Raw genomic sequence first — 23,639 nt, 5'->3', positions numbered from 1 at the left:
TTCATTATAATAATCTATAGTTTATCATAAGTATTAATACGTGTACGTAACTTTTACAGAAGCGGATACAGTCAAGGACTGAGCTTGGATAGGGGGAGAGGCTGCTAATAACTTAGGCGAGGAGCCAGATGACTGATAGACGGGGCCTTCTTCGATTAAAATGGGGATTTGGTTAATAGGGAGCTGCAGCGTGTTGGCAATGGTAAAGGCCTTTTCTTTAGCGTTAAGCAAAGCTTTACTTATCGCTTCTTGTTCATATTTATCATCATTTGTAACGTGAAATTGAAGATCTTGCGCTACGTTGGCTCCGCTTGAAAACGTAGCGTTATAAACATCGCCAGCTTGTTTTACATCTTGTACTCTTACTCTAAACAAATGCTGTACTTCGTATCCTGTAAGAGTCGATTTTCCATCGCTGTAATCATATTTAGGATTTATAGTGAATGAAGCTGTTTCAATTTGCTGGTCATTGATTCCAAGTTTTTGTATCTCTTGCAGCAGAGTATTTGAAACAGCTGAATTTTCTTTTAAGGCTTCTTGAACGTCTCGGTTTTCCGTGCGCGTTCCAATCGTCATGGAAATTTCATTTGGAATGGCTGAAGCACTTCCTTCACCAGTTACTTTAATTTCTCTATTTTGTGTATCTGCGCGCAGTGGCTGTGTAGGTTCATAAGGGAAATAAGAATGTTGCATGTAAAAAACCTCCTTAATCCGTCTTTAGTACATATATATGACTGCAGGGCTTGCATTAAAAGCAAAAAGTACACAAGTCGTAACTTGTGTACTTTTTTTACTATTTTGTATGCTGTTCTAATACGCTTTCCATGTTTCTAAATTGATCTTCTACAGCTTCTGAAGGCTTTTTTGTTAACAGACTTACTACAATAACAGCCAGCAAGCTTAAGAAAAATCCAGGAATCATTTCGTAAAGGGCATCTTTCAATGGAGTATTTACCCAAATTAATACTGTAGCTGCACCTACAATCATTCCTGCAAGGGCTCCCCATCTAGTCATACGCTTCCAGTAAAGACTTAGTAAAATGGCCGGGCCAAATGCAGAACCAAATCCAGCCCATGCGTATCCGACAAGTCCTAAAATCGTATCACTAGGCTTTAAAGAAAGCAAAATACCAATAATTGCAACACCTAAAACCGCAGCTCTTCCGACTGTTACAAGCTCTTTGTCAGAGGCTTTACGTCGGAAAAATGTTTTATAAAAATCTTCTGTAACAGAGCTTGCCGTTACAAGCAGCTGAGAAGAAATAGTACTCATAATCGCTGCCAATAAAGCTGCATATAAAAATCCAGTAATTAATGGATTAAATAAAACATCAGCAAATTTAATAAAGATTGTTTCAGGATCCCCAAGTTTCATCCCAGTTTGATCCACATAAGCAATTCCAACAAGACCCGTTAACATAGCGCCAATGATTGATAGGATCATCCAGCTCATACCGATACGACGGGCAGGCTTTAATTCTTTAATAGAAGAGATTGCCATAAAGCGAACGATAATATGAGGTTGACCAAAATAGCCAAGTCCCCAGGCTAAAAAAGAAATAATCCCTACTACGGTTGTACCTTTAAATAAATCAAGGTAAGTTGGATCGATATTTTTTACAATATCCATTGTTGTTCCAACGCCGCCTAAGTCAGTAAAGGCTACAATAGGCACTAAAACAAGGGCAATGAACATAATAACGCCTTGCACAAAATCTGTTAAACTAACGGCTAAGAAACCGCCGAACAGAGTATAGGCAATAACGACAGCAGCCGTTACAAATAGTCCTATTTGGTAATTTAAACCAAATGCCGATTCGAACAATCTTCCGCCTGATACCATACCAGCTGAAGTGTAAAGAGTGAAGAAAATAAAGATAACAATCGCTGATACTGTTCGAAGAACCTTGGCATGGTCCCCAAAGCGATTTTCAAAAAAGTCCGGAATTGTAATGGAGTCATTCGCTACTTCCGTATAAGTGCGAAGACGCGGAGCGAGGATTAAATAATTTAAATAAGCACCAATAGATAAACCTACTGCAAGCCATAAACTTGAAAGACCTGTCACGTACATGGATCCAGGAAGGCCCATTAACATCCATCCGCTCATATCTGAAGCACCTGCTGAAAGCGCAGTAACAGCCGGACCTAGTCCGCGTCCGCCTAGCATGTAACCCGATACGTCTTGAGTTGTTTTTGTGTAGGCATACCATCCTATTCCGAGCATTCCTACAAAATAAATGCCCAGTGAAATATAAACACCAATATCCACCAAATCTCCCCTTTATGCATTTTTTATGCATGAAACGAGCACTGCTCGCCATGCAAACATCTTATGGTTTCTAAAACTAACAAACTTTTCCCTTACTATCAACCCACAAAACCGTAAAATACATGAGGCGAAAATCCCCTATCCCTCTATAATAAAGAAATGAAAACGTTTTCAAAATAAAATAAAATAAAAATATTCAGAAACTTATAAGTGCATTTTTTATGCAATATTTTATGCAATGGGTAAAATAAAAAGAGCATTTTATAAAATGCTCTTTTGACATTCATGTATATTAGCGTGAATTTGGAAACACGCGGCGAACAACTTCTGAAAACTCGTCAAACAGTCCAGAGACTGGTTTACCCGTTTGAAGCTTGTCTACATATCCATTCATACGGTTTACAAAGTCGGGGTTTGTTGATACAAACACTCGATGAACACTGCCGTCGGCTTTTCGTACTTCGTGTGCGATCTTATGCTCCATATCTTTTGTGAGATTGCCTTCTTTGTTATCGTCTAATACAGCTGCTACATAAGCTGTATGGTCGGTTACGATTACGTTAGCATCTTTTACATTTTTTAACGCTACGATACGATCAGCTGCCACATCGGCTACTCTCATTCCGCCGGACTGATTGTACTGTTCTTTCTCATTACGCTGTACGTCTTGCGTATTATTTACGTCATTCATTTTCGTTTTATTGTTTCCATTTTCATATGTGACGTTGCGGACTGTATTATCGTCAATGACGCCATCTTTACCTTGATCTGCTGTGCTGCAGCCGAATAAAGAAAGGGTCGTCATGCAGCCTACAACAAACAAAAACGATTTCTTCATGATAGTATCACTCCTTATAAGTTTTAACCTTTCTTATAATTTGTTAAAAACGTGTGAAGCATACATGAAAAATATAAAAAAGCCTATACTATCGAAAAAGGAGGAATATGTATGAGTGAAATCCGACAAAGCATATTTGTGCTTCATACAAAAGAAGAAAACCATGAAGAAACAACAACGTTTGCGTTAACTTCAGAAGAAGCTAAGCTATTATTTGAAACTCTGCAAAATAAACGAAAAGAAATTATCGACGCCCATATTGATAACATGTTGACGTAAGGAAGGTAAATATCTTGTAAAACAGATGAGCCATATGTTAAAGGTGGCCAAATATTTGCATTCTACATATAGGTATAGTATAATGTAAACGCAACCAAATATAATTAATACTATGTTTTGACCATATACTCGAATTAGATTTAGTGAAAATTCACTTGTTATAAAAGAGATCTACTTCGCGTAGGTCTCTTTTATAATATGTGAATTTTTTATTTACGGTATAAATGTAAATATAGAGTAACATATTAAAATTTTTACATTTTTTGGAGGTTTTTTTACATGGCTACTACAGGTACAGTAAAATGGTTTAACAGTGAAAAAGGCTTCGGTTTTATCGAAGTACCAGGCGAAAATGATGTGTTTGTTCATTTTTCAGCTATCCAATCTGAAGGCTTCAAAACATTAGAAGAAGGCCAAAAAGTTGAATTTGAAATCGTTGAAGGCCAACGTGGACCTCAAGCGGAGAATGTTGTAAAATTATAATTCAACGCTACATATGAAAGCTGCCGATCGGCAGCTTTTTTTGTGCGAATTTGTTTTATTTGTATGATTAAGAAAATAGATTAAAGTAGGGGAGAAGGGAAGGCGTGAGTTCATTTCATTGCTGTGCCACATGTCAACATTTTCAAAGCATTAAATTGGATAAGGGAATGAAGTATCAATGCAAGAGACTAGGCTATGAAACTCGTCCTGCTTATCAGTTTACATGCTGGGAACCAAAAGAAGTAGTTAAAAAGCTAATGGAAAAACGAAATCAAAAAGATATTGATACATAACGAAATCGATCCCATCTAAAGACGAACAAATGGAATGGATTCTCTAGTATGAATTGCTTGTTACATAGCTGTTGGTTTCCGTGCAAGACTGCGCTTTCCGCGGGCGGGCGCTGAGCCTTGCCCTCCAATCAACAGCTATAAGCACCTACATACATGAAACCTAAGTTCACCATCACTACGAAAAAATCCGAACGAGTTGGATTCTCCATCAGGAATCTCAATTCATCGTTCGGATTTTTACTAAACTACTTTTGTTCCAGCCGCTTTTAATTATTCCTCTTTATCTGTCCCTTCCTCTGAAGGTAAATGCTTCCCGCAAAACTCTTTGACAGCTGCTTCTTCCTCTTCTTCTAGGTCGAAGTCTAATACTTTATTTGTTGAAACTTCGTAGAAATGAGTCTGGGCAATAGAAGTGTTATCTTCGCCTTTAATATATACTACGCGTAGTGCTAGGTCGCTGCCGGTATATAATTCATCCTCTTCTTCTACCTCAATGTATAAATGAAATTCATAGCGTTCACCTAGAAGGAGACCAAATGGATCCTGCAATTGTTCAGCTGTATATTCTTTAATTGTAAACATATGTACGTCCTTTCCATATATCAGTAAAATACTTGCATCATCTATTATAGTTTTTCTTTGCAAAGAAAGAAAGTGCATGCGTAATTCATGCACGGATTTATTCCTTGGTCATTCTATTTAGCGAATCTACTTGATGCGATGGCGCAAGGACTTCGATGATTTACTTAAAGATGGAAGAAACGCGCGTATGTTTTTGCTTATACATGGCAGCATCTGCTTTTTGAATTAATGTATCTAGGTTGGTGTCGTCTGAAGGCGCACATATAATAAACCCGTAACTCGCAGACAGTGCATATGGCTTCTTACATTCTTTCTTTTTATCTTCTAGCTGATTATTAATATTTTGCCATAGCTCGTGTACGTATTCTTCCGTTTGTTCAGGAGCAATTAATAAAAACTCATCACCTCCGTAGCGAAAGAGCGTATCATCCTTGCTAATATAACCACTAATTGATTCTGCTATTGTTTTAATAAGCCAGTCGCCTTCTCTATGACCGTATTGATCATTTACTAGTTTTAAGGAATTAATATCGATAAAACATAATACAAAAGATGTATCATTGGTTTTAGCTCTCAGCAGTTCCAGCTGCAGTTTTTCCATTCCGCTTCTTCGATTTAAAATTCCGGTTAGCATATCAGTTGAAGCGTGCAAGCTCAATTCATGCTCAACCGCTTTTAAATCGGTTATATCGGTAATACCTGCGAGTATGCAGCTTTCGCTTCTATACTCTAGTAATTCATAATTGATCATAACCCACTTAGAATCTCCATGTTCACGTGCTTCTAGGATGTAGTTTTTTACATGCTTTTTTTGTTGAAGACGTTTTAAAATCTCCTCTCGATCTTCATCAGTAGGGTAGATTATAAATCCGTCTAGTTGATCAAGATCTTGAGAAGCAAGATTGTAAAAATGAATAGCTTTATTGTTAATGAGCAGCACTTTGTGGTCGGATAATCTCGTTAATAGTAAAGGATAGGGATTAATTTTGAACAGCGTAAAAAAATTATGTTCGCTTTCTTTTAGCTTTAAATGATTCATATATTCTTTGTGACGGTATGTATAGAGAATATATGAGATAAGCAAAGCGATAGCAACTGCTGCAGTTGTATTGATCTGCTTTGAAATAAGAGAAAAAGAATCCGGTACATATCGTGATAAGCCATATAGTAAAAAAAGATGGTTAGGAATAAAAATAATGCACAGATGTTTTAATTTCATAGGACATAAAACAGCTGTGGAAATCAAAAGCATCATATAGACGTCTACGCGACCTGTGAAAAGCTGGCTGTTAATAGTAGAAAGTGCTGCAGCAAATACGTAATAAAATATATAGCCATATACCATGGTGCTTAAGTAGTTAGCAAATCGCTCTTTTCTTTTACTAAAATAATAGAAGAATAAATAAAGAGAAGAGAGAGCGAAACTAGTGAAATGAATACCAATTAGTGTATGTCTAAACTGAGATGTCCCCGCATGTTGAAGTAAAGAAAACCCTATATAAATATAAAGAGGGTAGGAAATGACAAGAGCAAGTGAAACTAGCTTGACTCTTTGTTGAAGCATTTCTGTATTCGTTTTATCGAACATTTTATCTTCATTAACTTCTCTTCCTGAAGGGAAACGAAATTTCTTCAGAAAGGAGAAAGGTAAAAGCGAAAGAAGAAATGACATGACCATCATCTCCATATCTTTTTTTAGGTATTTTAGCATGTTTGTATAAGAAAAGACATGAATTTTTTAGATGAAAATGTCTGCTTTTCCATCAAGAAAAAGCACTAAGAGTTATAGGAGTAAAGGTGAGACCAAAGGGCCCCACCTTTTTTTATTGAAGTTTATTTGATTCAGCATGCCGTACAAACATGGTTTCATCTTCTACTAAGCCGCAAGCTCCGCACTGAATGCGTTTTTGGGGTCCGTTATAAGCAGCGTGAAAGGCATCGAGCGTATCGTTTGTGTATTCTTCTACGACGTCTCCACTTCTTGGGTCCATTTTTACAGGTTTTGCATTTTGTTCAATGATATTAAAGCGCGTTCGATTTGTTTTGCAGCTGGGGCAAAGATAAGGACTTCCCATTTTTAACATCTCCTTGAAAAATTTACTGTATTAATACCATGTCCGAATCCACCAAAAACATACAAAAACTTATGGTTTTCTATCGAACGTTCATTCGTTAAAATAGAAGCAGGTGATGAAAATGAGAATACGAAAAAACTTACAAGAAGTAATAGATATCTTGCAAACGAATCCATCGTATCAGCAAAATATTGTTCATTGGCATACAATCGAAGAGAAAGAAGCTAAAACTGCGCCATTTCCAGCTTCTTTGCATACGAAACTGCGGGAAGCACTTGAAAAACGAGGAATTGGTTCGCTTTATACGCATCAAAAAACAGCGTTTGATTTGGCGACAGCTAAGAAGAATGTTGTGGCCGTTACGCCAACAGCCTCGGGGAAAACACTGTGCTACAACTTGCCGGTACTGCAAAGTATTATGGAAAACGATCAAGCTCGAGCTCTTTATTTGTTCCCAACAAAAGCGCTTGCCCAAGATCAAAAAAGTGAATTAAATGAAATCATTGAAGAAATGGAAGTGCCAATCAATAGCTACACGTATGATGGAGATACTCCGGCAAATATCCGCCAAAAGGTGAGAAAAGCAGGGCATATCGTTATTACGAATCCGGATATGCTTCATTCAGCTATTTTACCTCATCATACAAAATGGGTATCACTGTTTGAGAATCTGAAATACATTGTGATTGATGAACTTCATACGTACCGCGGTGTTTTTGGAAGCCACGTAGCCAACGTTATCCGCCGGTTAAAGCGAATTTGCCGCTACTATGGAAGCGATCCTATCTTTATTTGTACATCAGCGACCATCGCTAATCCAAAAGAACTCGCTGAACATTTAACGGGAGCTCATGTTATGTTAGTAGATAACAACGGAGCGCCTAGCGGCCGCAAACATTTTATTTTTTATAACCCGCCTATTGTGAATAAACCTTTAAACATTAGAAGAAGTGCTACGCTTGAAGTGCGAAATATTGCAGGAGAGTTTTTGAAAAATAAAATTCAAACGATTGTATTTGCACGAAGCCGAGTACGAGTGGAAATTATTTTAACGTATCTGCAGGAGCTCGTAAAAAACCAGCTTCAACATAAGTCTATTCAAGGGTATCGAGGAGGATATTTGCCGAAGCAGCGACGCGAAATAGAAAGAGGACTTCGAGAGGGAAGTATTTACGGGGTAGTCAGTACGAATGCTTTAGAGCTAGGAGTGGATATCGGACAGCTGCAGGTGTGTGTAATGACAGGTTATCCAGGCACGGTTGCAAGCGCTTGGCAGCAAGCAGGACGAGCAGGAAGACGTCATGGAGAAGCCGTCATTGTGATGGTCGCAAGTTCAAGTCCGCTTGATCAGTATATGATTCAGCATCCGGATTACTTTTTTAGCAGAAATCCAGAAACAGCTCGAATTAATCCTGATAATCTTGTTATTTTAGTCGATCATTTAAAATGTGCGTCCTATGAGCTGCCGTTTAAGCAGGGAGAAACATTTGATGGGGTAAAAATTGAAGACGTGCTGGAGTTTTTGCAAGAAGAACGAGTGATTCATTTTAGCGGAGATAAATGGTACTGGATGAATGATTCCTTCCCAGCTCATAATATCAGTCTGCGCTCTGCATCCCAAGAAAATGTTGTCATCATTGATCAATCAGACGTTGCAAATGTGAAAGTAATTGGAGAAATGGATCGCTTTAGTGCTATGACGCTTCTTCATGATGAGGCGATTTACTTGCATCAAGGCATTCAGTATCAAGTAGAATACTTGGACTGGGATGAGAAAAAAGCGTATGTTCGTGAAGTCGATGTAGATTATTTTACCGATGCAAACTTGGCGGTTAACTTGAAGGTTCTAGAAGCTGATAAAGAACGACTGGAAGGGACATATTCAATCAGTTATGGCGATGTAATGGTCAGCGCCATGGCGACGATATTTAAAAAAATAAAGTTTGAGACGCATGAAAACATAGGGTCAGGGCCCATTTCACTTCCGGAAGAAGAGCTTCATACAAATGCCGTGTGGCTAAGCTTTGAAAAAGAACAGTTTCACGAATCTGAAGAACGATTGGAACAAGCTCTTATTTCCGTGGCAAATGCCATTCAGTCAATTGCACCGCTTATGGTGATGTGCGATCCTTCTGATTTACATGTAGTGCCTCAGATAAAAGCGGTGCACAATGAACAGCCCACTATCTTCTTATATGACCGATACCCGGGAGGCATTGGCCTAAGCGATAAAGTATACGAACAAATGAATGGTGTGCTAAGTCAAACTAATCAATTGATTGTAAATTGTTCTTGCGAAAGCGGCTGTCCTTCCTGTATTGGTATGGAAGCACAGGGAGAACACGCGAAAAGCGATGCGCTCGTACTGCTACAACAACTGCAAAGTAGGTGAACTCGTGTCTTTTAAAAATAAATTAAACCGTATGAAAAAGCATCTTCATGTTACAGAAGCGAAGCCTCCGGTTGAAAGTAACCCCCAGCGATCTAAGGGCGCGTCTATTCCCTATGAGCAGGAATGGAAGGGAAATCATGCTGCGCCTTACTTTGCCGAAGACAGCTACTGTATGATCAGAGAAGTGGTTTACCCGCTCGACTACAAGCATGGACATTATGAATTTAATGAGCTGAAAAAAGTAGTGGAAGTATGGAATCAGTCTACAGTTGCTCATCCGCTTTCATCAAAAGGCCACACATATTCAGATTTGTTTTTCTTTGATACGGAAACGACGGGGCTTAGTACAGGTACGGGAACGACTATCTTTTTGCTAGGATACGCAAGGGTGTTAAAAGATTCCGTCGTTTTTCGTCAGCATATATTAACCGAGCCAAGTGGAGAAGTAGCATTTTATGAAAGTTTTTTAAAAGAAGTAGACTACACGACGCTTGTGACTTATAATGGTAAATCTTTCGATTGGCCTCACGTCAAGACTCGCCATACGCTATTGAGAGATCATTTGCCCAAGCTGCCTAAGTTCGGTCACTTTGATTTACTGCATGCGTCAAGAAGGCTGTGGAAACATAAAATGGGTTCGGTTAAGCTTGCGAATGTCGAAAAAGAAATACTTGGAATTGAACGAGTTGATGATATTCCCGGTTTCTTAGCTCCCATGATTTATTTTGATTTTATTGAAACGAAAAATCCAAGAGGCTTATTCGACATTATGAAACATAATGAACATGATATTTTATCGCTTATTACCTTATACATTCATTTATCAAAACATCTCCTTACTAGTGAGGAGTTTACAGAAAAAGAAACATATGAAGTGGCAAGGTGGTATGAGCAGTTGGGGGAGAACAAGCACGCTTTCTCTCTTTATCAAGGCGTAGCGGAAAAAGAAAAAGAAGAGCATAAAAAAGCTCAGCTAGCGATGGCTTATCATTATAAAAAAGAGAAGAGTTGGAAAGAGGCAGTGGACATGTTTGAACCCTTGGTTCAAACATGTGAAGGTGACGTCGCTATAGAAGCACTGGTTGAGTTAGCTAAAATTTATGAGCATCGTCTCAAAGATGTTCATCAAGCACTTCTATATACTGAGCTAGCCTCGGAGAAGTGGAATCAACTCAAGGGAATGACGAAAAAAACGTCGAAGGAAGCGCTTGAAAAAAGACTTCTTAGATTAAAAAATAAATCAGCTAAAGGATAGGCTTCAGCTGATTTATTTTAAAATATTCAGAATTATTATTCTTTTGTTTTTGTAGACGTTTTATATTGTTCTATTTTTCAGTCATTGATAAAATTAGTCAATGTAAGACTGATTCTTACAGCTTAAAAACAGAACTTTGGTGAGATGGAGAGAGGCCTCATGAAAAATGTGATTTTAGTATCATTTTTCGCATTAATTTGTTTAACAGTAATTGTCTTAAGCAGTTTGAAAAATTCGTATAACTCCTTTATGTAGGTCAAAAATAGGTGTTTGTCTTAGTACATGTACATTACCCTTCACATATTGTAATAGTGTAATAACTAAACAGTGAAAGGGGAAAAAGGATATGTATCCAAGACCAACAAAATGTATGCCACCAATTGTGCATCCAACAAAATGCTGCACACAGTTTACTTCTCAGGAGGTAGTTGTACCTCACATTCATCCAAGTCATAATACATTGGTGAATCATACAAATGTGAAGCACGTGCATTACTTCCCGCAAACACAATCTGTTGTAAATGAAACTTCAAATCAACAGTTTTTTGGCGGTGCGCAGCAATATCCAACTCAAGTAGGTGGAGCAGGCTATCCAGGTCAAATGGGAGGCTACCCAGGTCAAGTAGCAGGTGCTGGTTACCCAGGTCAAGTAGCAGGTGCTAGTTATCCAGGCCAAGGAGGCTACCCAGGTCAAGTAGGTGGAGCTGGTTTTCCAGGCCAAGGAGGTTACCCAGGTCAAGTAGCAGGCGCTAGTTATCCTGGACACAAAGGTTGCGGCCAAGGAAGCTGTCATACAAAAGGCGCGCATCAAGGACCTAATTCAGGGTATTTTAGATAATGTACGTTAATAGGAGCTGATTACATCAGTTCCTATTCTATTTTGTTACAAAGGAGTTATATAATGAAGGTGCTAACGGTTACTGGTTATAAGCCATTCGAACTTGGAATTTTTAATGAAAAACATCAAGGCATTACATACATAAAAAAAGCGCTCTATAAAAAATTACAGGAATTAGTAGAAGATGGATTAGAATGGGTATTGATTAGTGGCCAGCTAGGAGTAGAGATTTGGGCAGCAGAAGTGGTATTTGATCTGCAGCTCGATTATCCCGAGCTTCAGTTAGCTGTTTTAACACCATTTTTGGAGCAGGAAGAAAAATGGAATGACGTCAATAAAGAATTGTATGAATTCGTCTTAAGTCAAGCAGATTATGTAGATAGCATCACAAAAAAGAAATATGAAAGTCCAGCACAGTTTCGGTTGAAAAATCAATTTTTAGTAGAAAAAAGTGAAGGTATTTGTTTAGTTTACGACGAAGAGCACGAAGGAAGTCCTAAATATATGTTAGAAACGGCTAAAAAGCGTGCTGAACGAGAAGAATACCCTATTATAATGGTGACGTCTCACGACTTACAAGATATCGTGGATGAAGAAAAATTTTCGTCTTTTTAACGCCACTTGACGAAACATTTTAAAAGATAAATTGACATTTGAAGCTATTTTTGAAAAAATGAATTATAATAAAGATAAGGTTTATCGTATTCGAGGTGATAGAGATGTTAGCTGATAAAATTCGTTTAACGGCCAAAGAAATTTTAGAAAAAGAATTTAAAACAGGCATGAGAGGCTATAATCAAGAGGAAGTAGATAAGTATCTAGATTCTGTTATTAAAGATTATGAAGCATTTCATGAAGAAATTGAAGCATTACAAACTGAAAATTTACGCTTAAAAAAGCAAGTAGAAGAGTTATCTAAAAAGCCGCAACAACCTTCGTTTACCCCGCCGCCGGCTCAACAGCAGCAGCAAGCGGGTACGACAAACTTTGATATTTTAAAACGTTTGTCAAACTTAGAAAAACATGTGTTTGGAAGTAAATTATACGAATAACCTAAAAATAGGAGTTGCATTCAACTCCTATTTTTATTATACTAAGGAAAGTCGTTATCAATAACGTTCGGGTAATTGCTGCATCACATATGAGGATGTAGAGGAAAGTCCATGCTCGCACAGACTGCGATGTCTGTAGTGTTCGTGCCTAGCGAAGTCATAAGCTAGGGTAGCTGTTAAAAGCTAACGGCGGGGAAAAAGCCTAAGTCTTTTTAAGATATGGCTTGACTACTCTGAAAGTGCCACAGTGACGAAGTCTTATCAGAAATGATAAGAGTGGAACGAGGTAAACCCCTCGAGCGAGAAACCCAAATAATGGTAGGGGAACTTTCTGGAAGGAACTGAACGGAAGGAAGGACAAAATGGTTACATTTTGTAGATAGATAATTGCCACCGGAGTACGAGGTAGCTAGCCGCTTGCAGTACAATGGTACAAAACATGGCTTACAGAACGTTATTGAAAAGCAATCGACAATAGTTGTTATACACTATATTTTAATCCAACCCAGCTCTTCATATAACGGAAGAGCTTTTTTTATGTCAAAATGACAGCTTATCATAAGCTGTCATTTTTTTTGTACAATCAGGCTGAGCTTGTTGTCAGCCTCAGGTCTTAGGAGAAAATAAAGCTCTAGCTCGTTTTGAAAAAACGTTATCATCCTTAAACTAAGTATATAGAGAAGCGAAAGGAGGAAACAAAATGAAAAAAGTTGGTTTGTTTTTGATTGGAGCGGTAGCTGCTATCGTTCTTCTTGCAAATGCTGGCCCCATGGTAGGACTTGCGCTTGGCTTGGTTATTTTGTACGTAGCATTTAAAGGGTTTGTTAAAGCAGAGACCCCCTTTAAAAAATGGTTCTGGGGGTTTATTGGTGTCGTCGTACTCTTAACAACCGTTTCAAACCTTCCGGCTCTTGCTGGTATCATCGCAGCAGTAGTACTTTACATTGTATATAAAAAGTGGAACAGCAGCAGGCCTATAAAAATGGAAAAAGAAGATCCGTTTAAGCACTTTGAACGTCAGTGGGCTGACTTAAATCAAAAATAATAAAATTTCACTTTATTATCTAAGGAGATGAACAAAATGAGAAACTTATTTACTCGAATGAAAGAAACGATTTCTGCAGACCTTCATCAATTACTTGATCACAAAGAACAAAAAAATCCAATTGCTTCGTTAAATCACTATTTGCGCCAATGCGAGCAGGAGACTGAAAAGGTAAGGCAGCTTGTTGAGCGGCAGCACACGTTAAAAGAGCAGTTTAATCGCGAATACCATCTGGCACTTGACATGATGAAAAAACGTCATGAGCAAGCACAAGTGGCGCAAGCAGCTGAAGAAGCAGAATTACATGAATTTATTGTAAAAGAGCATGCTCACTACGAAGAGAGAGCAAAGCGTGTAAAAGAATCTTATGAAGATGCATCCAAGCAGTTAGAAGAGCTTGAACAAAAGTATGAAGAAATGAAGCATAAGGTAAAAGATATGCATATTCGCCGTATGGAACTAATGGGGCGCGAAAATATTGCCCGTGCGCACCATCGTATGAATTCAGTAATGAAAACGGAAGCATCTTATGCGTCCTACAGTCAGTTTGACGAAATGGAAACCTATATTGACCAGCTTGAAAATCAAATTAATACAAATTACTACAGACAAACGGTAGACAGCAAGATTGCTGAATTAGAAAAAAGAGTAAAATCATCGTAAAAAATCAGTGTTTCTGCATAAAACATGGTATTCTAAAAAAGGCGTAGGTTTCTGCGTCTTTTTAAGGTGAGAGAATAGATATCTGCAGCATCCAAAGAACGCTATGTCATCTACGAGGAGAAAGGAGAGGGAGCTGTGCAAAGCGTAAACAAAACAGAATCTCTTATGTTCATTTTTATTTGCAGCTTATTTGTCCTGTTTATTGAAATTATGTTTTTTCACAGCGGCTTGATCTTTTCTGTATTAATTGCCGGTGCGTTCATGTATATTGGGCGAAAAAAAATGAGAAGAAAATTAGGGCGTATGTTATTTTGGATTGGCGTTATTGGGCTTGTGTTGAATATATTTAATACGGTTGCCTTTAAGTTTTTAGTTATTGCTCTTTTCCTGTACTTTTTACTTAGATTTATTCAATTACGAAAGCATCCGGTTGAATTTAGACCAACTGACGAGTTGACACAGCAGCCAAACCAAAGTTTGGTGCAGGTCCGGCCGGTTTTGACGAATAAACTTCTTGGTAGTCAAAGAACCGAAGACTCCGTATACGAATGGGATGATATTAATATTCAAAGCGTATGGGGAGACATTGTGATTGATTTAAGCAATACTGTTCTGCCAAAAGGCGATGCGGTTATCTTTATTCGTCAAGTGTTTGGAAATATTAAAGTGCTCATTCCTTACGAAACAGAAGTATCTGTGAATCATTCTAAACTAGCAGGAAACGTAACGGTTTTTGGCCATCAGCGCGGCTTTTCGTTCAATGAAAATTTGTCTATCAAAACAGAGGAATTTGATCAATCTGCTCATAGGGTGAAGATTGTTACAACTGTTGTGATTGGAGATTTAGAGGTGCAAAGGATATGAGTATTCTTCAACGGCAGTTATTGTGGGGGATTTTCTTAAGTTTTTTTGTATTTGTATCCGTGCTCCTTACCGTGTTTTTTGCATATCCTGTTTTTCAACTTAGCGACTTATGGAAAACGAGCGTATTTGGCATGCCTTTTGTGCTGTTTTCCTTCAGTTTAAGCCTTACGATTGGAAGTGTGATTGGAGGAATCATGGGGTTTATGTGGAGACAGCAGTGGGCATATGTTGAAAACCGATTATATGAAATAGAAAATGGCCACCGGCATATGCCGGCAAATGAACCGCTTATTCAAGAAACGTCTCGAATTATAAGCCGTTTAAACAAAGTAGATCATAAAATGATTCTTCAAGCGCAGCAATCTCAAAAGATGGCAACGGAAAAAGTGGAAAATCAGCAAAAGCAAGTGCAAGAAATTGTTTCTCAAGAACGAAATCGGCTTGCTAGAGAACTGCATGACTCCGTTAGTCAGCAGCTATTTGCCGCTTCGATGCTTATGTCTGCTATTACGGAATCCAATCTTACGCTACAAGACTCTGAAGCTAAGCAATTAAAGATGGTTGAAAAAATGATTAATCAATCACAGCTTGAAATGAGGGCTTTGCTTCTTCATCTTCGTCCTGCAGCATTAAAAGGAAAATCGCTACAGGCTGGAATGAAAGAACTGATGAATGAGCTTGCTCAAAAAGTACCGCTTGAATTAAATTGGAAAATAGAAGGGTTTGAACTTGATAAAGGCATTGAAGACCACTTGTTTAGAATTTTGCAAGAATCTGTATCAAATACGCTGCGTCATGCAAATGCAACAGCTTTAGACGTGCTGCTGATCAAACGTGACTTTTCCATTATTTTACGTATTTTGGATAACGGAGTTGGTTTTGATGTAGAAAAGGAGAAAGTCGGATCGTACGGTCTGCAAAATATGTATGAACGCGCAGTTGAAATTGGAGGCCTATTAAAAATTATTAGTTTGCCCGACAAAGGAACAAAGCTAGAAGTAAAAGTACCGTTAGTAGAAAGAGAGGAGAAGCAAAATGATTAATGTACTGTTAGTAGATGACCATGAAATGGTTCGTATTGGCGTAGGAGCGTATTTGTCGGCTCAAACAGACATTCATGTAATAGCTGAAGCAGCCAATGGCCAACAGGCCGTTGAATTAGGGCTTCAGCTGCGCCCGGATATTATTTTAATGGATTTAGTCATGGAAGAAATGGACGGGATTGAAGCAACAAAACAGCTCATTAAGCAGTGGCCGGAAGCAAAAGTAATTATTGTCACTAGCTTTCTAGATGACGAAAAAGTATATCCCGCTCTAGAGGCAGGGGCAACAAGCTACTTATTAAAAACGTCTAAAGCAGGAGAAATTGCAGCTGCTATTCGCCGTACATATGAGGGGGAATCTGTATTAGAGCCTGAAGTAACCGGTAAAATGATGTCTAAAATGAGAAAGCCGTCTTTACCTCATGAAGAACTCACAGCTCGTGAAATGGAAATTTTACTTTTAATGACACAGGGTAAAACAAATCAAGAGATTGCAGACGAATTATTTATTGCGCTAAAGACGGTAAAAACACATGTGAGCAATTTATTAAGTAAGTTGGATGTGCAGGACCGAACTCAAGCCGTCATTTATGCCTTTAAACACAAATTAGCGCAGTGAGAATCGTTATTCAAAAGAGAATAACGATTTTTTTTGTGAAAAACCTATTTTTTTGCATGTATTCATTATAAAATAGCGATATGCGTAAAGGCGAACGCTTACGTAAAAGCACTATTTTGAGGGGTTGAGCACATGGAAAAGAAATGGTGGAAAGAAGCTGTTGCGTATCAAATCTATCCGCGAAGCTTCATGGATTCAAACGGCGACGGAATTGGTGACATTCAAGGGGTTATTTCAAAATTAGACTATTTATCTGATCTTGGAATTGATGTCATTTGGATTTGCCCGATTTATCAGTCTCCTAACGACGATAATGGTTACGATATCAGTGATTATAAAGATATTATGAAAGATTTTGGAACAATGGAAGACTTTGATGAGCTGTTAGATGAAGTTCACCATCGCGGAATGAAGCTGATTATGGATTTAGTTATTAACCATACTTCAGATGAACATCCTTGGTTTTTAGAATCTAGGTCTGCTAAAGAGAATCCATATCGTGATTATTATATCTGGCACGAAGGTAAAGATGGAAAAGAGCCAAACAACTGGGAATCTATTTTTAGCGGATCAGCTTGGGAGTTCGACGAAAAGACAAAAGAATATTACATGCACGTATTTTCTAAAAAACAGCCCGATTTAAACTGGGAAAACGAAAAAGTACGTCATGAGCTTTATGAAATGGTTAACTGGTGGTTAGATAAAGGAATTGACGGCTTTCGTGTAGATGCTATTTCGCATATTAAGAAAGTGGCCGGCTTCCCAGATCTGCCGAACCCTGAAAAGCTAGATTATGTGCCATCGTTTGAAGGGCATATGAATCGACCGGGAATTCAAGAACATTTAAAAGAGCTAAAAGAAAAAACGTTTGCCAAATACGATATTATGACGGTTGGAGAGGCAAATGGTGTAACATCGGACAGCGCAGATGAGTGGGTAGCTGAAGATGGCGGAAACTTCAATATGATTTTTCAGTTCGAGCATATGGGACTGTGGGATAAAGGAGAAGAAAAACCGCTTGATTTAATCGAGTTAAAAACAATCTTAACTAATTGGCAAAATGGTTTAGAAAAAATTAACGGCTGGAACGCTTTATATTTAGAAAATCATGACCAAATTCGTTCTGTAAATAAATTCGGCAGCACAGCTTACCGAGTGGAAAGTGCAAAGTGCTTAGCTGCACTATACTTTTTAATGAAAGGAACACCGTTTATTTATCAAGGACAAGAACTTGGAATGACCAATGTTAAATTTGATTCTATTGATGATTATGATGATGTTGGGATGATTAACTACTACCGTATTCAGCGTGAAAAAGGCGATTCACATGACGAGATTATGAAAGTTATTTGGGAAACAGGCCGCGATAACTCAAGGACGCCAATGCAGTGGAATACAGAAAAAAATGCAGGATTTTCTACCGGAAACCCTTGGATGAAAGTGAACCCAAATTACGTAGACATTAACGTAGAAGAGCAGAAAAGTGATAAGAATTCGGTACTGAATTTTTACAAACAGCTCATTAAAATTAGAAAACAGCATGATGTGCTGGTGTATGGAACTTATAAGCTGTTGGCAGAAGAAGATTCCGCTATTTACGCGTATACGCGAACATTAGAAGGTAAAACCGCTGTTGTTATTTGTAATATGTCACCGAATAATCAAACGTTCGAGTTTCCTTCAGAGAGCTCATTTACAAACATAGAAGTGCTGATTCATAATTATCCGTTGGATAAAAACGAAACGCTTGAACAATGTACGCTGCACCCATATGAAACACGTGTATACTTACTTTCATAAACAAGTTGAGCAACCGATTGCGCAATTTTAAAATGGAAAGCTTTTAAAAACAAATCTATATGCGACATATGTAAAGAAACTGCTGGCTCTACCAAGAGCGAGCAGTTTCTGCATTTTGATAAAAAGACGGAGAAAGCTTTGACTACGGCGCATGTATATGGTACTTTTACACTTAGTGTAGATAATTAGAAACAAAATGAGGTTGAAAAATGGCGAAATATAAAATTATTGCAACAGCAGCAATGGGAATTGAAGCACTAGTCGCTAAAGAAGTGCGTGCTTTAGGATATGAATGTGAAGTAGATAATGGCAAGGTTATCTTTGAAGGAGACGAGCTTGCAATTGCTCGATGCAATTTATGGCTTCGTACAGCAGATCGAATTAAAGTACAGGTTGGACAGTTCAAAGCTCGTACGTTTGATGAGCTTTTTGAACAAACAAAAGCATTAAATTGGGGAGATTATTTGCCCGTAGATGCACAGTTTCCCGTATCGGGAAAATCAGTTAAATCTAAATTGTTCAGCGTATCAGATTGTCAAAGCATTGTAAAAAAAGCAATTGTTGACAGCATGAAAAAACATTATAACAAAACAACAGGCTGGCTCGAAGAAACGGGGTCAACGTTTAAAATTGAAGTAGCGTTATTAAAAGATGTTGCTACATTAACAATTGACGCAAGCGGTGCAGGACTTCATAAGCGCGGTTACCGCGTAGGACAAGGGGAAGCTCCTTTAAAAGAAACGCTGGCAGCTGCTTTAATTATGCTAACGCCGTGGAATGCGAATCGTCCGTTTGTCGATGTTTTCTGCGGTTCTGGTACAATTGCTATCGAAGCAGCGCTTATCGGTCAAAATATTGCACCAGGATTTAATCGTGACTTCTTATCAGAAGAGTGGCCGTGGATGTCAGCAAGCATTTGGGACAAAGCGCGCGAAGAAGCAGAAGACTTAGCGAACTACGACCAAGTGCTAGATATTGCTGGTCATGATATTGACCATCGTATGGTAAAAGTAGCGGAGCAAAATGCATTTGAAGCCGGACTTGGAGATTTAATTCAATTTAAGCAAATGCAAGTGCGCGATTTTACGACGCCGAAAGAATATGGAATCATTATTGGTAACCCTCCGTACGGCGAACGTTTAAGCGATCGTCCTTCTGTTGAAAAAATGTACGCTGAAATGGGCGAAGCGTTTTCTAAGCTTGATACGTGGTCGATTTATATGCTTACATCTCATGAACAGTTTGAACAGTACTACGGTAAAAAAGCGACGAAAAAACGCAAATTATTTAACGGATTTATTAAAACAGACTACTATCAGTACTGGGGACCTCGTCCTCCACGCAACGATCAATAAATACAAAAAGCCAAGCGGTGTAAAAACAGCTTGGCTTTTTTACGTTATTTCTTTTTTAAACCGCGATAAGCTAGCATTCCAAACATGCCTATCCCGAGCACGACAATTAATAAAATAAACCAAAACGTAGCATTAAGCAGGTATTTATATAGTCCGTCATAATAATCATGCATGTACTCACCCCATTATGTTTTTTTATAGTATGGGCGAGTAGCAGGGCAATATATGTATTCATTTCTTTTCAATAGCAGGCTTAAAACGAGAAATGATTAGCTTATTTCTAACATATTTACGAAAGGGAAATCTCATACTAAAACCTAAGAGGTGATAAAATGAGAAAAAATCGATCAGCACGGGTTTTTGGCGGGATGATGCTTCTTTCATGGTTAACCATCCCTTTTATAGGACGACAGCATATTAAGCGCTATTTATCATCTACTATGTTTATTTCCTTTTTAATTATGGTTGAAAGCTATATTGCTGAAAAAAAGAAGTGGTGGATATTCCCTAATCCTCCTCATCCATATTTAACAGGTGAAGCTGTTTTACTCTTAGGTCCATTTTTAGAAGGTTCTTTATGGATTAAAAAGTTCACATATGGCCATTTTGGAAGGTATATGTTATTAAATGCAATCGTAGATACATTTTTTGTTTATCCTTTTCAACGAGCTATGAGCCGTGCAAAGCTTTTTAGGGTAGGCACATTTAAAGAGTACCATTTGCTAGGTATCTTTCTGTTAAAAGCTGCTTTAATGTACGTTTACCAACACCTAATAGTAGAGAAACCGAAACCTCAGCGTGCTTTAAAAAATAATCCTATAGAATAAAGGGGCAGGCAGGGAAGCGTGATTTTCTTGCCTGCTATTTTAATGCCCCAGAGGTCATTCCTGAAATGAAATGCTTTTGCAAAAACACGTACGCAATCAATAATGGAATAGAAGAAAGAACGACTGCTGAAAACAGCATAGGGTAATTGGTTAGAAATTCCCCTTGAAAGTCCAATAATGCAATAGGCAGCGTTTTTACTTCTTTAGATTTTAATAATAGCAAAGGGAATAACAGATCATTCCACACGATCACAAACGAAAAAATTCCTACTGTAGCCATTGAAGGTATGGAGAGTCGAAGAGCGATTTTTGAATATATTTTCCACTCTGACGCCCCGTCCATGCGAGCGGCTTCGAATAGTTCCTTTGGCAAAGTTTTCATAAACCCCGTTATAATAAACACACCGATAGGAAGCAAAAAACTTATGGAGACGATAATGACCCCTGTTAGCGTATTGACCAGTCCAAGCTTATTCATCAGCAAAAAGACAGGAGTCATATTGACTTGAGTAGGGACAATCATTCCGCAAACAAAAAAGCCGTATACAATCCATCCAAGCTTTTGAGGTAGCTGAATAATAGCGTAAGCAATCATGCTTGAAAACCATAGAATAAAAAACGTGCTAAAGACGGTAACAATCACGCTGTTTTGAATATAGCCAAAGATGGGTTCATTGACGAGCAGCTGTTTATAATTTTCAATATTCCAGCCTGCTGGTAATCCAATTGGGTTGCTGTAAAGTTCAGGCGTTGTTTTAAAGGTTGTTAATAAAACCAAGCTTAAGGGCAACAGAATGATTAAACCGTATATCCCTAAAATCAGATGTCTGAATGGATTTTGTTTCATAAAAGAATCTCCTTTTACATTTTGGTCAGGCGAAGTACGCGAAATTGAAGAAACGTTAAAAGAGCAATCACAATCATAAATACAACGGAAATGGCAGAGGCATAGCCAAAACGAAAATTAATAAAAGCTTCGTGATAAAGAAGTGTCGAAAGAATTTCAGTTGAGTTGGAGGGACCTCCATTTGTCATTGCAATGATTAAATCAAATGCTTTAAAGCTTTGTATGGTCGTATAAGCCACAACCATTGTCGTAGCTGGAGCTAAAAGAGGCCACGTAATGCGCTTGAATTTTTGCCATCGTGTTGCTCCATCAATACTAGCAGCTTCATATAACTCACTGGGAATAGCTTGAATTCCAGCTACAAAAATAATAAGCATTTGACCAGTATGTGCCCAAAATTGTACAAAAGCCAAGCTGTAAATGGCGATATGTCCATTTCCAATCCAAGACTGTGTCCAATGCTTAAGGCCTATTTTACTTAAAAATAGGTTAACTCCTCCAATGTTGGGGTCATACATAAAGTTCCACGTGAACGCAATCGACACGGACGAAATAATCGTCGGTACAAAAAAGAGTGAGCGATAAAATGTATTCCATGCAGAATTTCTATAAAGTAAAAGTGCAAAGCCTAAGCTCAATAACGTTTGAAAGATCAGCACGCCAATTGTGAACTTTAAGTTGTTTGTAAGCGACTGTGTGAAAATAGCATCGTTTGTTAAAATTTCTTTGAAGTTTTGAAACCCTACAAATGAGAACTGAGAAGACAATCCATTCCAATCAGTTGTACTTAAAAATAAAGCAGAAAGCGTTGGCAATGCAAAGAAAACCGTATATATGACAAAACCAGGAAGCAAAAACAACCATAGATGCCTGCTTTTAGAGATATTTTTAAATGAAAAGAGAGGAAAAGAGAACGAAGGGGTTCTCTTTTCTTCCTCTTGAATAGACGTATTAGTTTTTAGCGACACGTTCTACCTCTCCTTGTGCTTTTTCAGCAGCTTTTTTCGCTGACATACCGGATAGTACGTCCTGTACAGATGTTTCAACAGCTTTTGATACGCGCTCATTTAAAATGGTAAATCGAGGTTGGAAGACCGTTTTTTTGTCTTTCCACTTTGCGCTTTCTTTGAGTTCAGGTGAATCATATTTCACGTCTTTGACCGTTAATAACTGGCCAGTAGCATTTGCATACTCAGAAGAAATCTTTGGATCTGCAAGGAAAGTTAAAAATTTCTTAGCAGCTTCTTTATGTTTTGATTTTTCAGCAACACCTAATAAGAATGTTGTGGTATGAACACCTTCGTATTTGGCTTTATCTTGATCCACTGTAATCGGTGCAAGCAAACCTTGATCAATCTTTGGATTTTGCTGTTTGACTGTAGCCATCATATAAGAACCTTGAGCAAGCATTGCGCCTTTTTCCTGAGCGAAAAGTGCTGCAGCACTTTCTTTTTTCGTACCAAGAGCATCTTTTTGGAAGTAACCTTTATCATTTAATTCTTTAATTTGAGATAGGGTTTTGATAAACCATTCATCAGTTAGCTTGCGCTTGCCCGTTTCTACTTCGTGAAGGGCGTTATTTGTAGGTTCGTTATTCATAATCATTGGGTTAATAAATTGAGAAGGACTTACGTCTCCTGAAAATAAAATCGGCGTGTAACCATTTTTCTTTAATGTTTCAGCTGTTTTTAAAAAGCTATTCCAGTCTTTAGGAACATCTAAATTTAGTTTTTCAAAAATGCCTTTGTTATAGACAGGGATGTTATAGACTAGCTGATAAGGAAGAGCATATTGCGTATTATCCGCTTTACCCGCTTGGATTAGCTTTTCGTCAAATTTGCTGAGTAAGTTTTGGTCGTCCAGCTTTGCAAAACCGTTTGCTTTGCGAATCGTTTCAAATTGACTTCCTGGAAAACTAGCAAATACATCGATGCCTTCTCCAGAGAGTAGAGATCCTTGAATTTGTGATTGATATGAATCCGAAGGAAAGACGGTCATCTCTACATGAATATTTGGGTTTTTCTTTTCAAATTGCTCAATGATAGAATCAAAGGCTTTCGTATCTTCTCCTCGCCAATGCGTAAAGTTAATGGTTACTTTTTTTGAAGAATCGCTGCTGTCGCCGCTTGTTGAACTGTTTTTGCCGCAGCCGGCGATGATCACGGTGAGCATTGCTAACAGAATTAATAATTTTTTCATTTTAGTTCCCCCATTTAT

General features: G+C 38.1%; 26 protein-coding genes and 1 other RNA gene. 17 read left to right on the top strand and 10 right to left on the bottom strand.

Translation table 11 applies throughout. The features are described 5' to 3' along the window. Window positions 1–33: 33 nt before the first annotated feature. The 3 genes from ACH6EI_RS17445 to ACH6EI_RS17435 all read right to left on the bottom strand — a co-directional run bounded on the left by ACH6EI_RS17445 (window position 34) and on the right by ACH6EI_RS17435 (window position 3,110). The gene (locus ACH6EI_RS17445) at window positions 34–693 is read right to left on the bottom strand and encodes an SIMPL domain-containing protein (protein WP_099330771.1); all 660 of its coding nucleotides are present in this window, start codon (window positions 691–693) and stop codon (window positions 34–36) included. A gap of 100 nt (window positions 694–793) precedes the next feature. Beyond that, a complete protein-coding gene (putP, locus tag ACH6EI_RS17440) occupies window positions 794–2,272 on the bottom strand; it encodes a sodium/proline symporter PutP (protein WP_028414064.1) in 1,479 nt (492 codons plus the stop codon). 292 nt (window positions 2,273–2,564) lie between these two features. After that, window positions 2,565–3,110: a YhcN/YlaJ family sporulation lipoprotein gene (locus ACH6EI_RS17435; RefSeq protein WP_033578433.1), complete on the bottom strand. Its 546-nt coding sequence runs from the start codon at window positions 3,108–3,110 to the stop codon at window positions 2,565–2,567. 111 nt (window positions 3,111–3,221) lie between these two features. Between ACH6EI_RS17435 and ACH6EI_RS17430 the strand changes: the two genes are divergently transcribed. The 3 genes from ACH6EI_RS17430 to ACH6EI_RS17420 all read left to right on the top strand — a co-directional run bounded on the left by ACH6EI_RS17430 (window position 3,222) and on the right by ACH6EI_RS17420 (window position 4,165). Then, complete coding sequence (locus ACH6EI_RS17430) at window positions 3,222–3,389, top strand: hypothetical protein (RefSeq protein ID WP_165573336.1); 168 nt, start codon at window positions 3,222–3,224, stop codon at window positions 3,387–3,389. A gap of 279 nt (window positions 3,390–3,668) precedes the next feature. Beyond that, window positions 3,669–3,872, top strand: coding sequence for a cold-shock protein (locus ACH6EI_RS17425; RefSeq protein WP_013056130.1), 204 nt, complete (start codon window positions 3,669–3,671; stop codon window positions 3,870–3,872). Between the two features lie 104 nt (window positions 3,873–3,976). Then, complete coding sequence (locus ACH6EI_RS17420) at window positions 3,977–4,165, top strand: hypothetical protein (RefSeq protein WP_028414062.1); 189 nt, start codon at window positions 3,977–3,979, stop codon at window positions 4,163–4,165. A gap of 270 nt (window positions 4,166–4,435) precedes the next feature. Here ACH6EI_RS17420 and ACH6EI_RS17415 read toward each other — a convergent pair whose 3' ends face one another. The 3 genes from ACH6EI_RS17415 to ACH6EI_RS17405 form a co-directional block, all read right to left on the bottom strand. After that, window positions 4,436–4,747 carry a DUF6509 family protein gene (locus tag ACH6EI_RS17415; RefSeq protein WP_028414061.1) on the bottom strand — a complete coding sequence of 104 codons (312 nt, stop codon included), beginning with the start codon at window positions 4,745–4,747 and terminating at the stop codon, window positions 4,436–4,438. A gap of 160 nt (window positions 4,748–4,907) precedes the next feature. Further along, window positions 4,908–6,419, bottom strand: coding sequence for a sensor domain-containing diguanylate cyclase (locus tag ACH6EI_RS17410; protein WP_098113463.1), 1,512 nt, complete (start codon window positions 6,417–6,419; stop codon window positions 4,908–4,910). Window positions 6,420–6,570: 151 nt separating this feature from the next. Continuing rightward, on the bottom strand, window positions 6,571–6,822 hold the full coding sequence (locus ACH6EI_RS17405; RefSeq protein WP_013056134.1) for a hypothetical protein: 252 nt from the start codon (window positions 6,820–6,822) through the stop codon (window positions 6,571–6,573). A gap of 121 nt (window positions 6,823–6,943) precedes the next feature. On the opposite strand from ACH6EI_RS17405, the gene ACH6EI_RS17400 reads away from it, so the two are divergent. The 13 genes from ACH6EI_RS17400 to ACH6EI_RS17340 all read left to right on the top strand — a co-directional run bounded on the left by ACH6EI_RS17400 (window position 6,944) and on the right by ACH6EI_RS17340 (window position 19,748). Next, window positions 6,944–9,214, top strand: a complete 2,271-nt coding sequence (locus ACH6EI_RS17400; RefSeq protein WP_099000117.1) for a DEAD/DEAH box helicase — start codon at window positions 6,944–6,946, stop codon at window positions 9,212–9,214. 4 nt (window positions 9,215–9,218) lie between these two features. Next, window positions 9,219–10,469 (top strand): ribonuclease H-like domain-containing protein, encoded by a 1,251-nt coding sequence (locus ACH6EI_RS17395; RefSeq protein ID WP_099000114.1) that lies wholly within the window; start codon window positions 9,219–9,221, stop codon window positions 10,467–10,469. Between the two features lie 346 nt (window positions 10,470–10,815). Next, on the top strand, window positions 10,816–11,307 hold the full coding sequence (locus ACH6EI_RS17390) for a spore coat protein (protein ID WP_033578437.1): 492 nt from the start codon (window positions 10,816–10,818) through the stop codon (window positions 11,305–11,307). Between the two features lie 63 nt (window positions 11,308–11,370). Further along, window positions 11,371–11,922 carry an SLOG family protein gene (locus ACH6EI_RS17385; protein ID WP_028414057.1) on the top strand — a complete coding sequence of 184 codons (552 nt, stop codon included), beginning with the start codon at window positions 11,371–11,373 and terminating at the stop codon, window positions 11,920–11,922. A gap of 104 nt (window positions 11,923–12,026) precedes the next feature. After that, window positions 12,027–12,359: a cell division regulator GpsB gene (gene gpsB, locus ACH6EI_RS17380; protein ID WP_013056140.1), complete on the top strand. Its 333-nt coding sequence runs from the start codon at window positions 12,027–12,029 to the stop codon at window positions 12,357–12,359. Window positions 12,360–12,422: 63 nt separating this feature from the next. Then, an RNA gene (gene rnpB / locus ACH6EI_RS17375) (RNase P RNA component class B) lies at window positions 12,423–12,811 on the top strand. Window positions 12,812–13,059: 248 nt separating this feature from the next. Then, window positions 13,060–13,404: a lmo0954 family membrane protein gene (locus ACH6EI_RS17370; RefSeq protein WP_028414056.1), complete on the top strand. Its 345-nt coding sequence runs from the start codon at window positions 13,060–13,062 to the stop codon at window positions 13,402–13,404. A 36-nt stretch (window positions 13,405–13,440) separates the two neighbouring features. After that, entirely contained in the window at window positions 13,441–14,067 is a 627-nt protein-coding gene (locus ACH6EI_RS17365) for a PspA/IM30 family protein (RefSeq protein ID WP_028414055.1), read from the top strand. Between the two features lie 135 nt (window positions 14,068–14,202). Next, on the top strand, window positions 14,203–14,931 hold the full coding sequence (liaF, locus tag ACH6EI_RS17360; RefSeq protein WP_028414054.1) for a cell wall-active antibiotics response protein LiaF: 729 nt from the start codon (window positions 14,203–14,205) through the stop codon (window positions 14,929–14,931). Beyond that, window positions 14,928–15,974: a sensor histidine kinase gene (locus tag ACH6EI_RS17355; RefSeq protein WP_028414053.1), complete on the top strand. Its 1,047-nt coding sequence runs from the start codon at window positions 14,928–14,930 to the stop codon at window positions 15,972–15,974. Before liaF ends, ACH6EI_RS17355 begins: the two co-directional genes overlap by 4 nt. Continuing rightward, complete coding sequence (locus ACH6EI_RS17350; RefSeq protein ID WP_028414052.1) at window positions 15,967–16,593, top strand: response regulator; 627 nt, start codon at window positions 15,967–15,969, stop codon at window positions 16,591–16,593. Before ACH6EI_RS17355 ends, ACH6EI_RS17350 begins: the two co-directional genes overlap by 8 nt. A 132-nt stretch (window positions 16,594–16,725) precedes the next feature. Beyond that, window positions 16,726–18,393, top strand: a complete 1,668-nt coding sequence (locus ACH6EI_RS17345) for a glycoside hydrolase family 13 protein (RefSeq protein WP_028414051.1) — start codon at window positions 16,726–16,728, stop codon at window positions 18,391–18,393. Between the two features lie 209 nt (window positions 18,394–18,602). Beyond that, window positions 18,603–19,748: a THUMP domain-containing class I SAM-dependent RNA methyltransferase gene (locus tag ACH6EI_RS17340; RefSeq protein WP_028414050.1), complete on the top strand. Its 1,146-nt coding sequence runs from the start codon at window positions 18,603–18,605 to the stop codon at window positions 19,746–19,748. A 44-nt stretch (window positions 19,749–19,792) separates the two neighbouring features. On the opposite strand, the gene ACH6EI_RS17335 is transcribed toward ACH6EI_RS17340, so the two are convergent. Beyond that, complete coding sequence (locus ACH6EI_RS17335) at window positions 19,793–19,921, bottom strand: hypothetical protein (RefSeq protein ID WP_013056148.1); 129 nt, start codon at window positions 19,919–19,921, stop codon at window positions 19,793–19,795. Between the two features lie 159 nt (window positions 19,922–20,080). On the opposite strand from ACH6EI_RS17335, the gene ACH6EI_RS17330 reads away from it, so the two are divergent. Further along, window positions 20,081–20,575 carry a hypothetical protein gene (locus ACH6EI_RS17330; RefSeq protein ID WP_099330772.1) on the top strand — a complete coding sequence of 165 codons (495 nt, stop codon included), beginning with the start codon at window positions 20,081–20,083 and terminating at the stop codon, window positions 20,573–20,575. Window positions 20,576–20,609: 34 nt separating this feature from the next. On the opposite strand, the gene ACH6EI_RS17325 is transcribed toward ACH6EI_RS17330, so the two are convergent. Genes ACH6EI_RS17325 through ACH6EI_RS17315 form a run of 3 tightly spaced genes read right to left on the bottom strand, consistent with a single transcriptional unit; the run spans window position 20,610 to window position 23,621 of the window. Beyond that, on the bottom strand, window positions 20,610–21,422 hold the full coding sequence (locus ACH6EI_RS17325; RefSeq protein WP_099330773.1) for a carbohydrate ABC transporter permease: 813 nt from the start codon (window positions 21,420–21,422) through the stop codon (window positions 20,610–20,612). A 14-nt stretch (window positions 21,423–21,436) separates the two neighbouring features. Further along, on the bottom strand, window positions 21,437–22,390 hold the full coding sequence (locus tag ACH6EI_RS17320) for a carbohydrate ABC transporter permease (RefSeq protein ID WP_099000105.1): 954 nt from the start codon (window positions 22,388–22,390) through the stop codon (window positions 21,437–21,439). Next, window positions 22,374–23,621 (bottom strand): ABC transporter substrate-binding protein, encoded by a 1,248-nt coding sequence (locus ACH6EI_RS17315; RefSeq protein ID WP_034266533.1) that lies wholly within the window; start codon window positions 23,619–23,621, stop codon window positions 22,374–22,376. Before ACH6EI_RS17315 ends, ACH6EI_RS17320 begins: the two co-directional genes overlap by 17 nt. Window positions 23,622–23,639: the final 18 nt, after the last annotated feature.

It is taken from the genome of Priestia sp. JSM ZJ58, assembly GCF_044383985.1.
Lineage (GTDB): Bacteria > Bacillota > Bacilli > Bacillales > Bacillaceae_H > Priestia > Priestia zanthoxyli.
The sequence above is the reverse complement of the archived record's forward strand: the minus strand, read 5'-3'. Positions and strand labels throughout refer to the sequence as shown.

Coding starts and splice junctions, on each gene's coding strand:
- ACH6EI_RS17345 (WP_028414051.1), top strand. CDS start 16,726: ATGGAAAAGAAATGGTGGAAAGAAGCTGTTGCGTATCAAATCTATCCG.
- ACH6EI_RS17330 (WP_099330772.1), top strand. CDS start 20,081: ATGAGAAAAAATCGATCAGCACGGGTTTTTGGCGGGATGATGCTTCTT.
- ACH6EI_RS17435 (WP_033578433.1), bottom strand. CDS start 3,110: ATGAAGAAATCGTTTTTGTTTGTTGTAGGCTGCATGACGACCCTTTCT.
- ACH6EI_RS17425 (WP_013056130.1), top strand. CDS start 3,669: ATGGCTACTACAGGTACAGTAAAATGGTTTAACAGTGAAAAAGGCTTC.
- ACH6EI_RS17355 (WP_028414053.1), top strand. CDS start 14,928: ATGAGTATTCTTCAACGGCAGTTATTGTGGGGGATTTTCTTAAGTTTT.
- ACH6EI_RS17365 (WP_028414055.1), top strand. CDS start 13,441: ATGAGAAACTTATTTACTCGAATGAAAGAAACGATTTCTGCAGACCTT.
- ACH6EI_RS17325 (WP_099330773.1), bottom strand. CDS start 21,422: ATGAAACAAAATCCATTCAGACATCTGATTTTAGGGATATACGGTTTA.
- gpsB (WP_013056140.1), top strand. CDS start 12,027: ATGTTAGCTGATAAAATTCGTTTAACGGCCAAAGAAATTTTAGAAAAA.
- ACH6EI_RS17335 (WP_013056148.1), bottom strand. CDS start 19,921: ATGCATGATTATTATGACGGACTATATAAATACCTGCTTAATGCTACG.
- ACH6EI_RS17385 (WP_028414057.1), top strand. CDS start 11,371: ATGAAGGTGCTAACGGTTACTGGTTATAAGCCATTCGAACTTGGAATT.
- ACH6EI_RS17370 (WP_028414056.1), top strand. CDS start 13,060: ATGAAAAAAGTTGGTTTGTTTTTGATTGGAGCGGTAGCTGCTATCGTT.
- ACH6EI_RS17445 (WP_099330771.1), bottom strand. CDS start 693: ATGCAACATTCTTATTTCCCTTATGAACCTACACAGCCACTGCGCGCA.
- ACH6EI_RS17430 (WP_165573336.1), top strand. CDS start 3,222: ATGAGTGAAATCCGACAAAGCATATTTGTGCTTCATACAAAAGAAGAA.
- ACH6EI_RS17400 (WP_099000117.1), top strand. CDS start 6,944: ATGAGAATACGAAAAAACTTACAAGAAGTAATAGATATCTTGCAAACG.
- ACH6EI_RS17410 (WP_098113463.1), bottom strand. CDS start 6,419: ATGTCATTTCTTCTTTCGCTTTTACCTTTCTCCTTTCTGAAGAAATTT.
- ACH6EI_RS17340 (WP_028414050.1), top strand. CDS start 18,603: ATGGCGAAATATAAAATTATTGCAACAGCAGCAATGGGAATTGAAGCA.
- ACH6EI_RS17415 (WP_028414061.1), bottom strand. CDS start 4,747: ATGTTTACAATTAAAGAATATACAGCTGAACAATTGCAGGATCCATTT.
- ACH6EI_RS17315 (WP_034266533.1), bottom strand. CDS start 23,621: ATGAAAAAATTATTAATTCTGTTAGCAATGCTCACCGTGATCATCGCC.
- ACH6EI_RS17390 (WP_033578437.1), top strand. CDS start 10,816: ATGTATCCAAGACCAACAAAATGTATGCCACCAATTGTGCATCCAACA.
- ACH6EI_RS17350 (WP_028414052.1), top strand. CDS start 15,967: ATGATTAATGTACTGTTAGTAGATGACCATGAAATGGTTCGTATTGGC.
- ACH6EI_RS17405 (WP_013056134.1), bottom strand. CDS start 6,822: ATGGGAAGTCCTTATCTTTGCCCCAGCTGCAAAACAAATCGAACGCGC.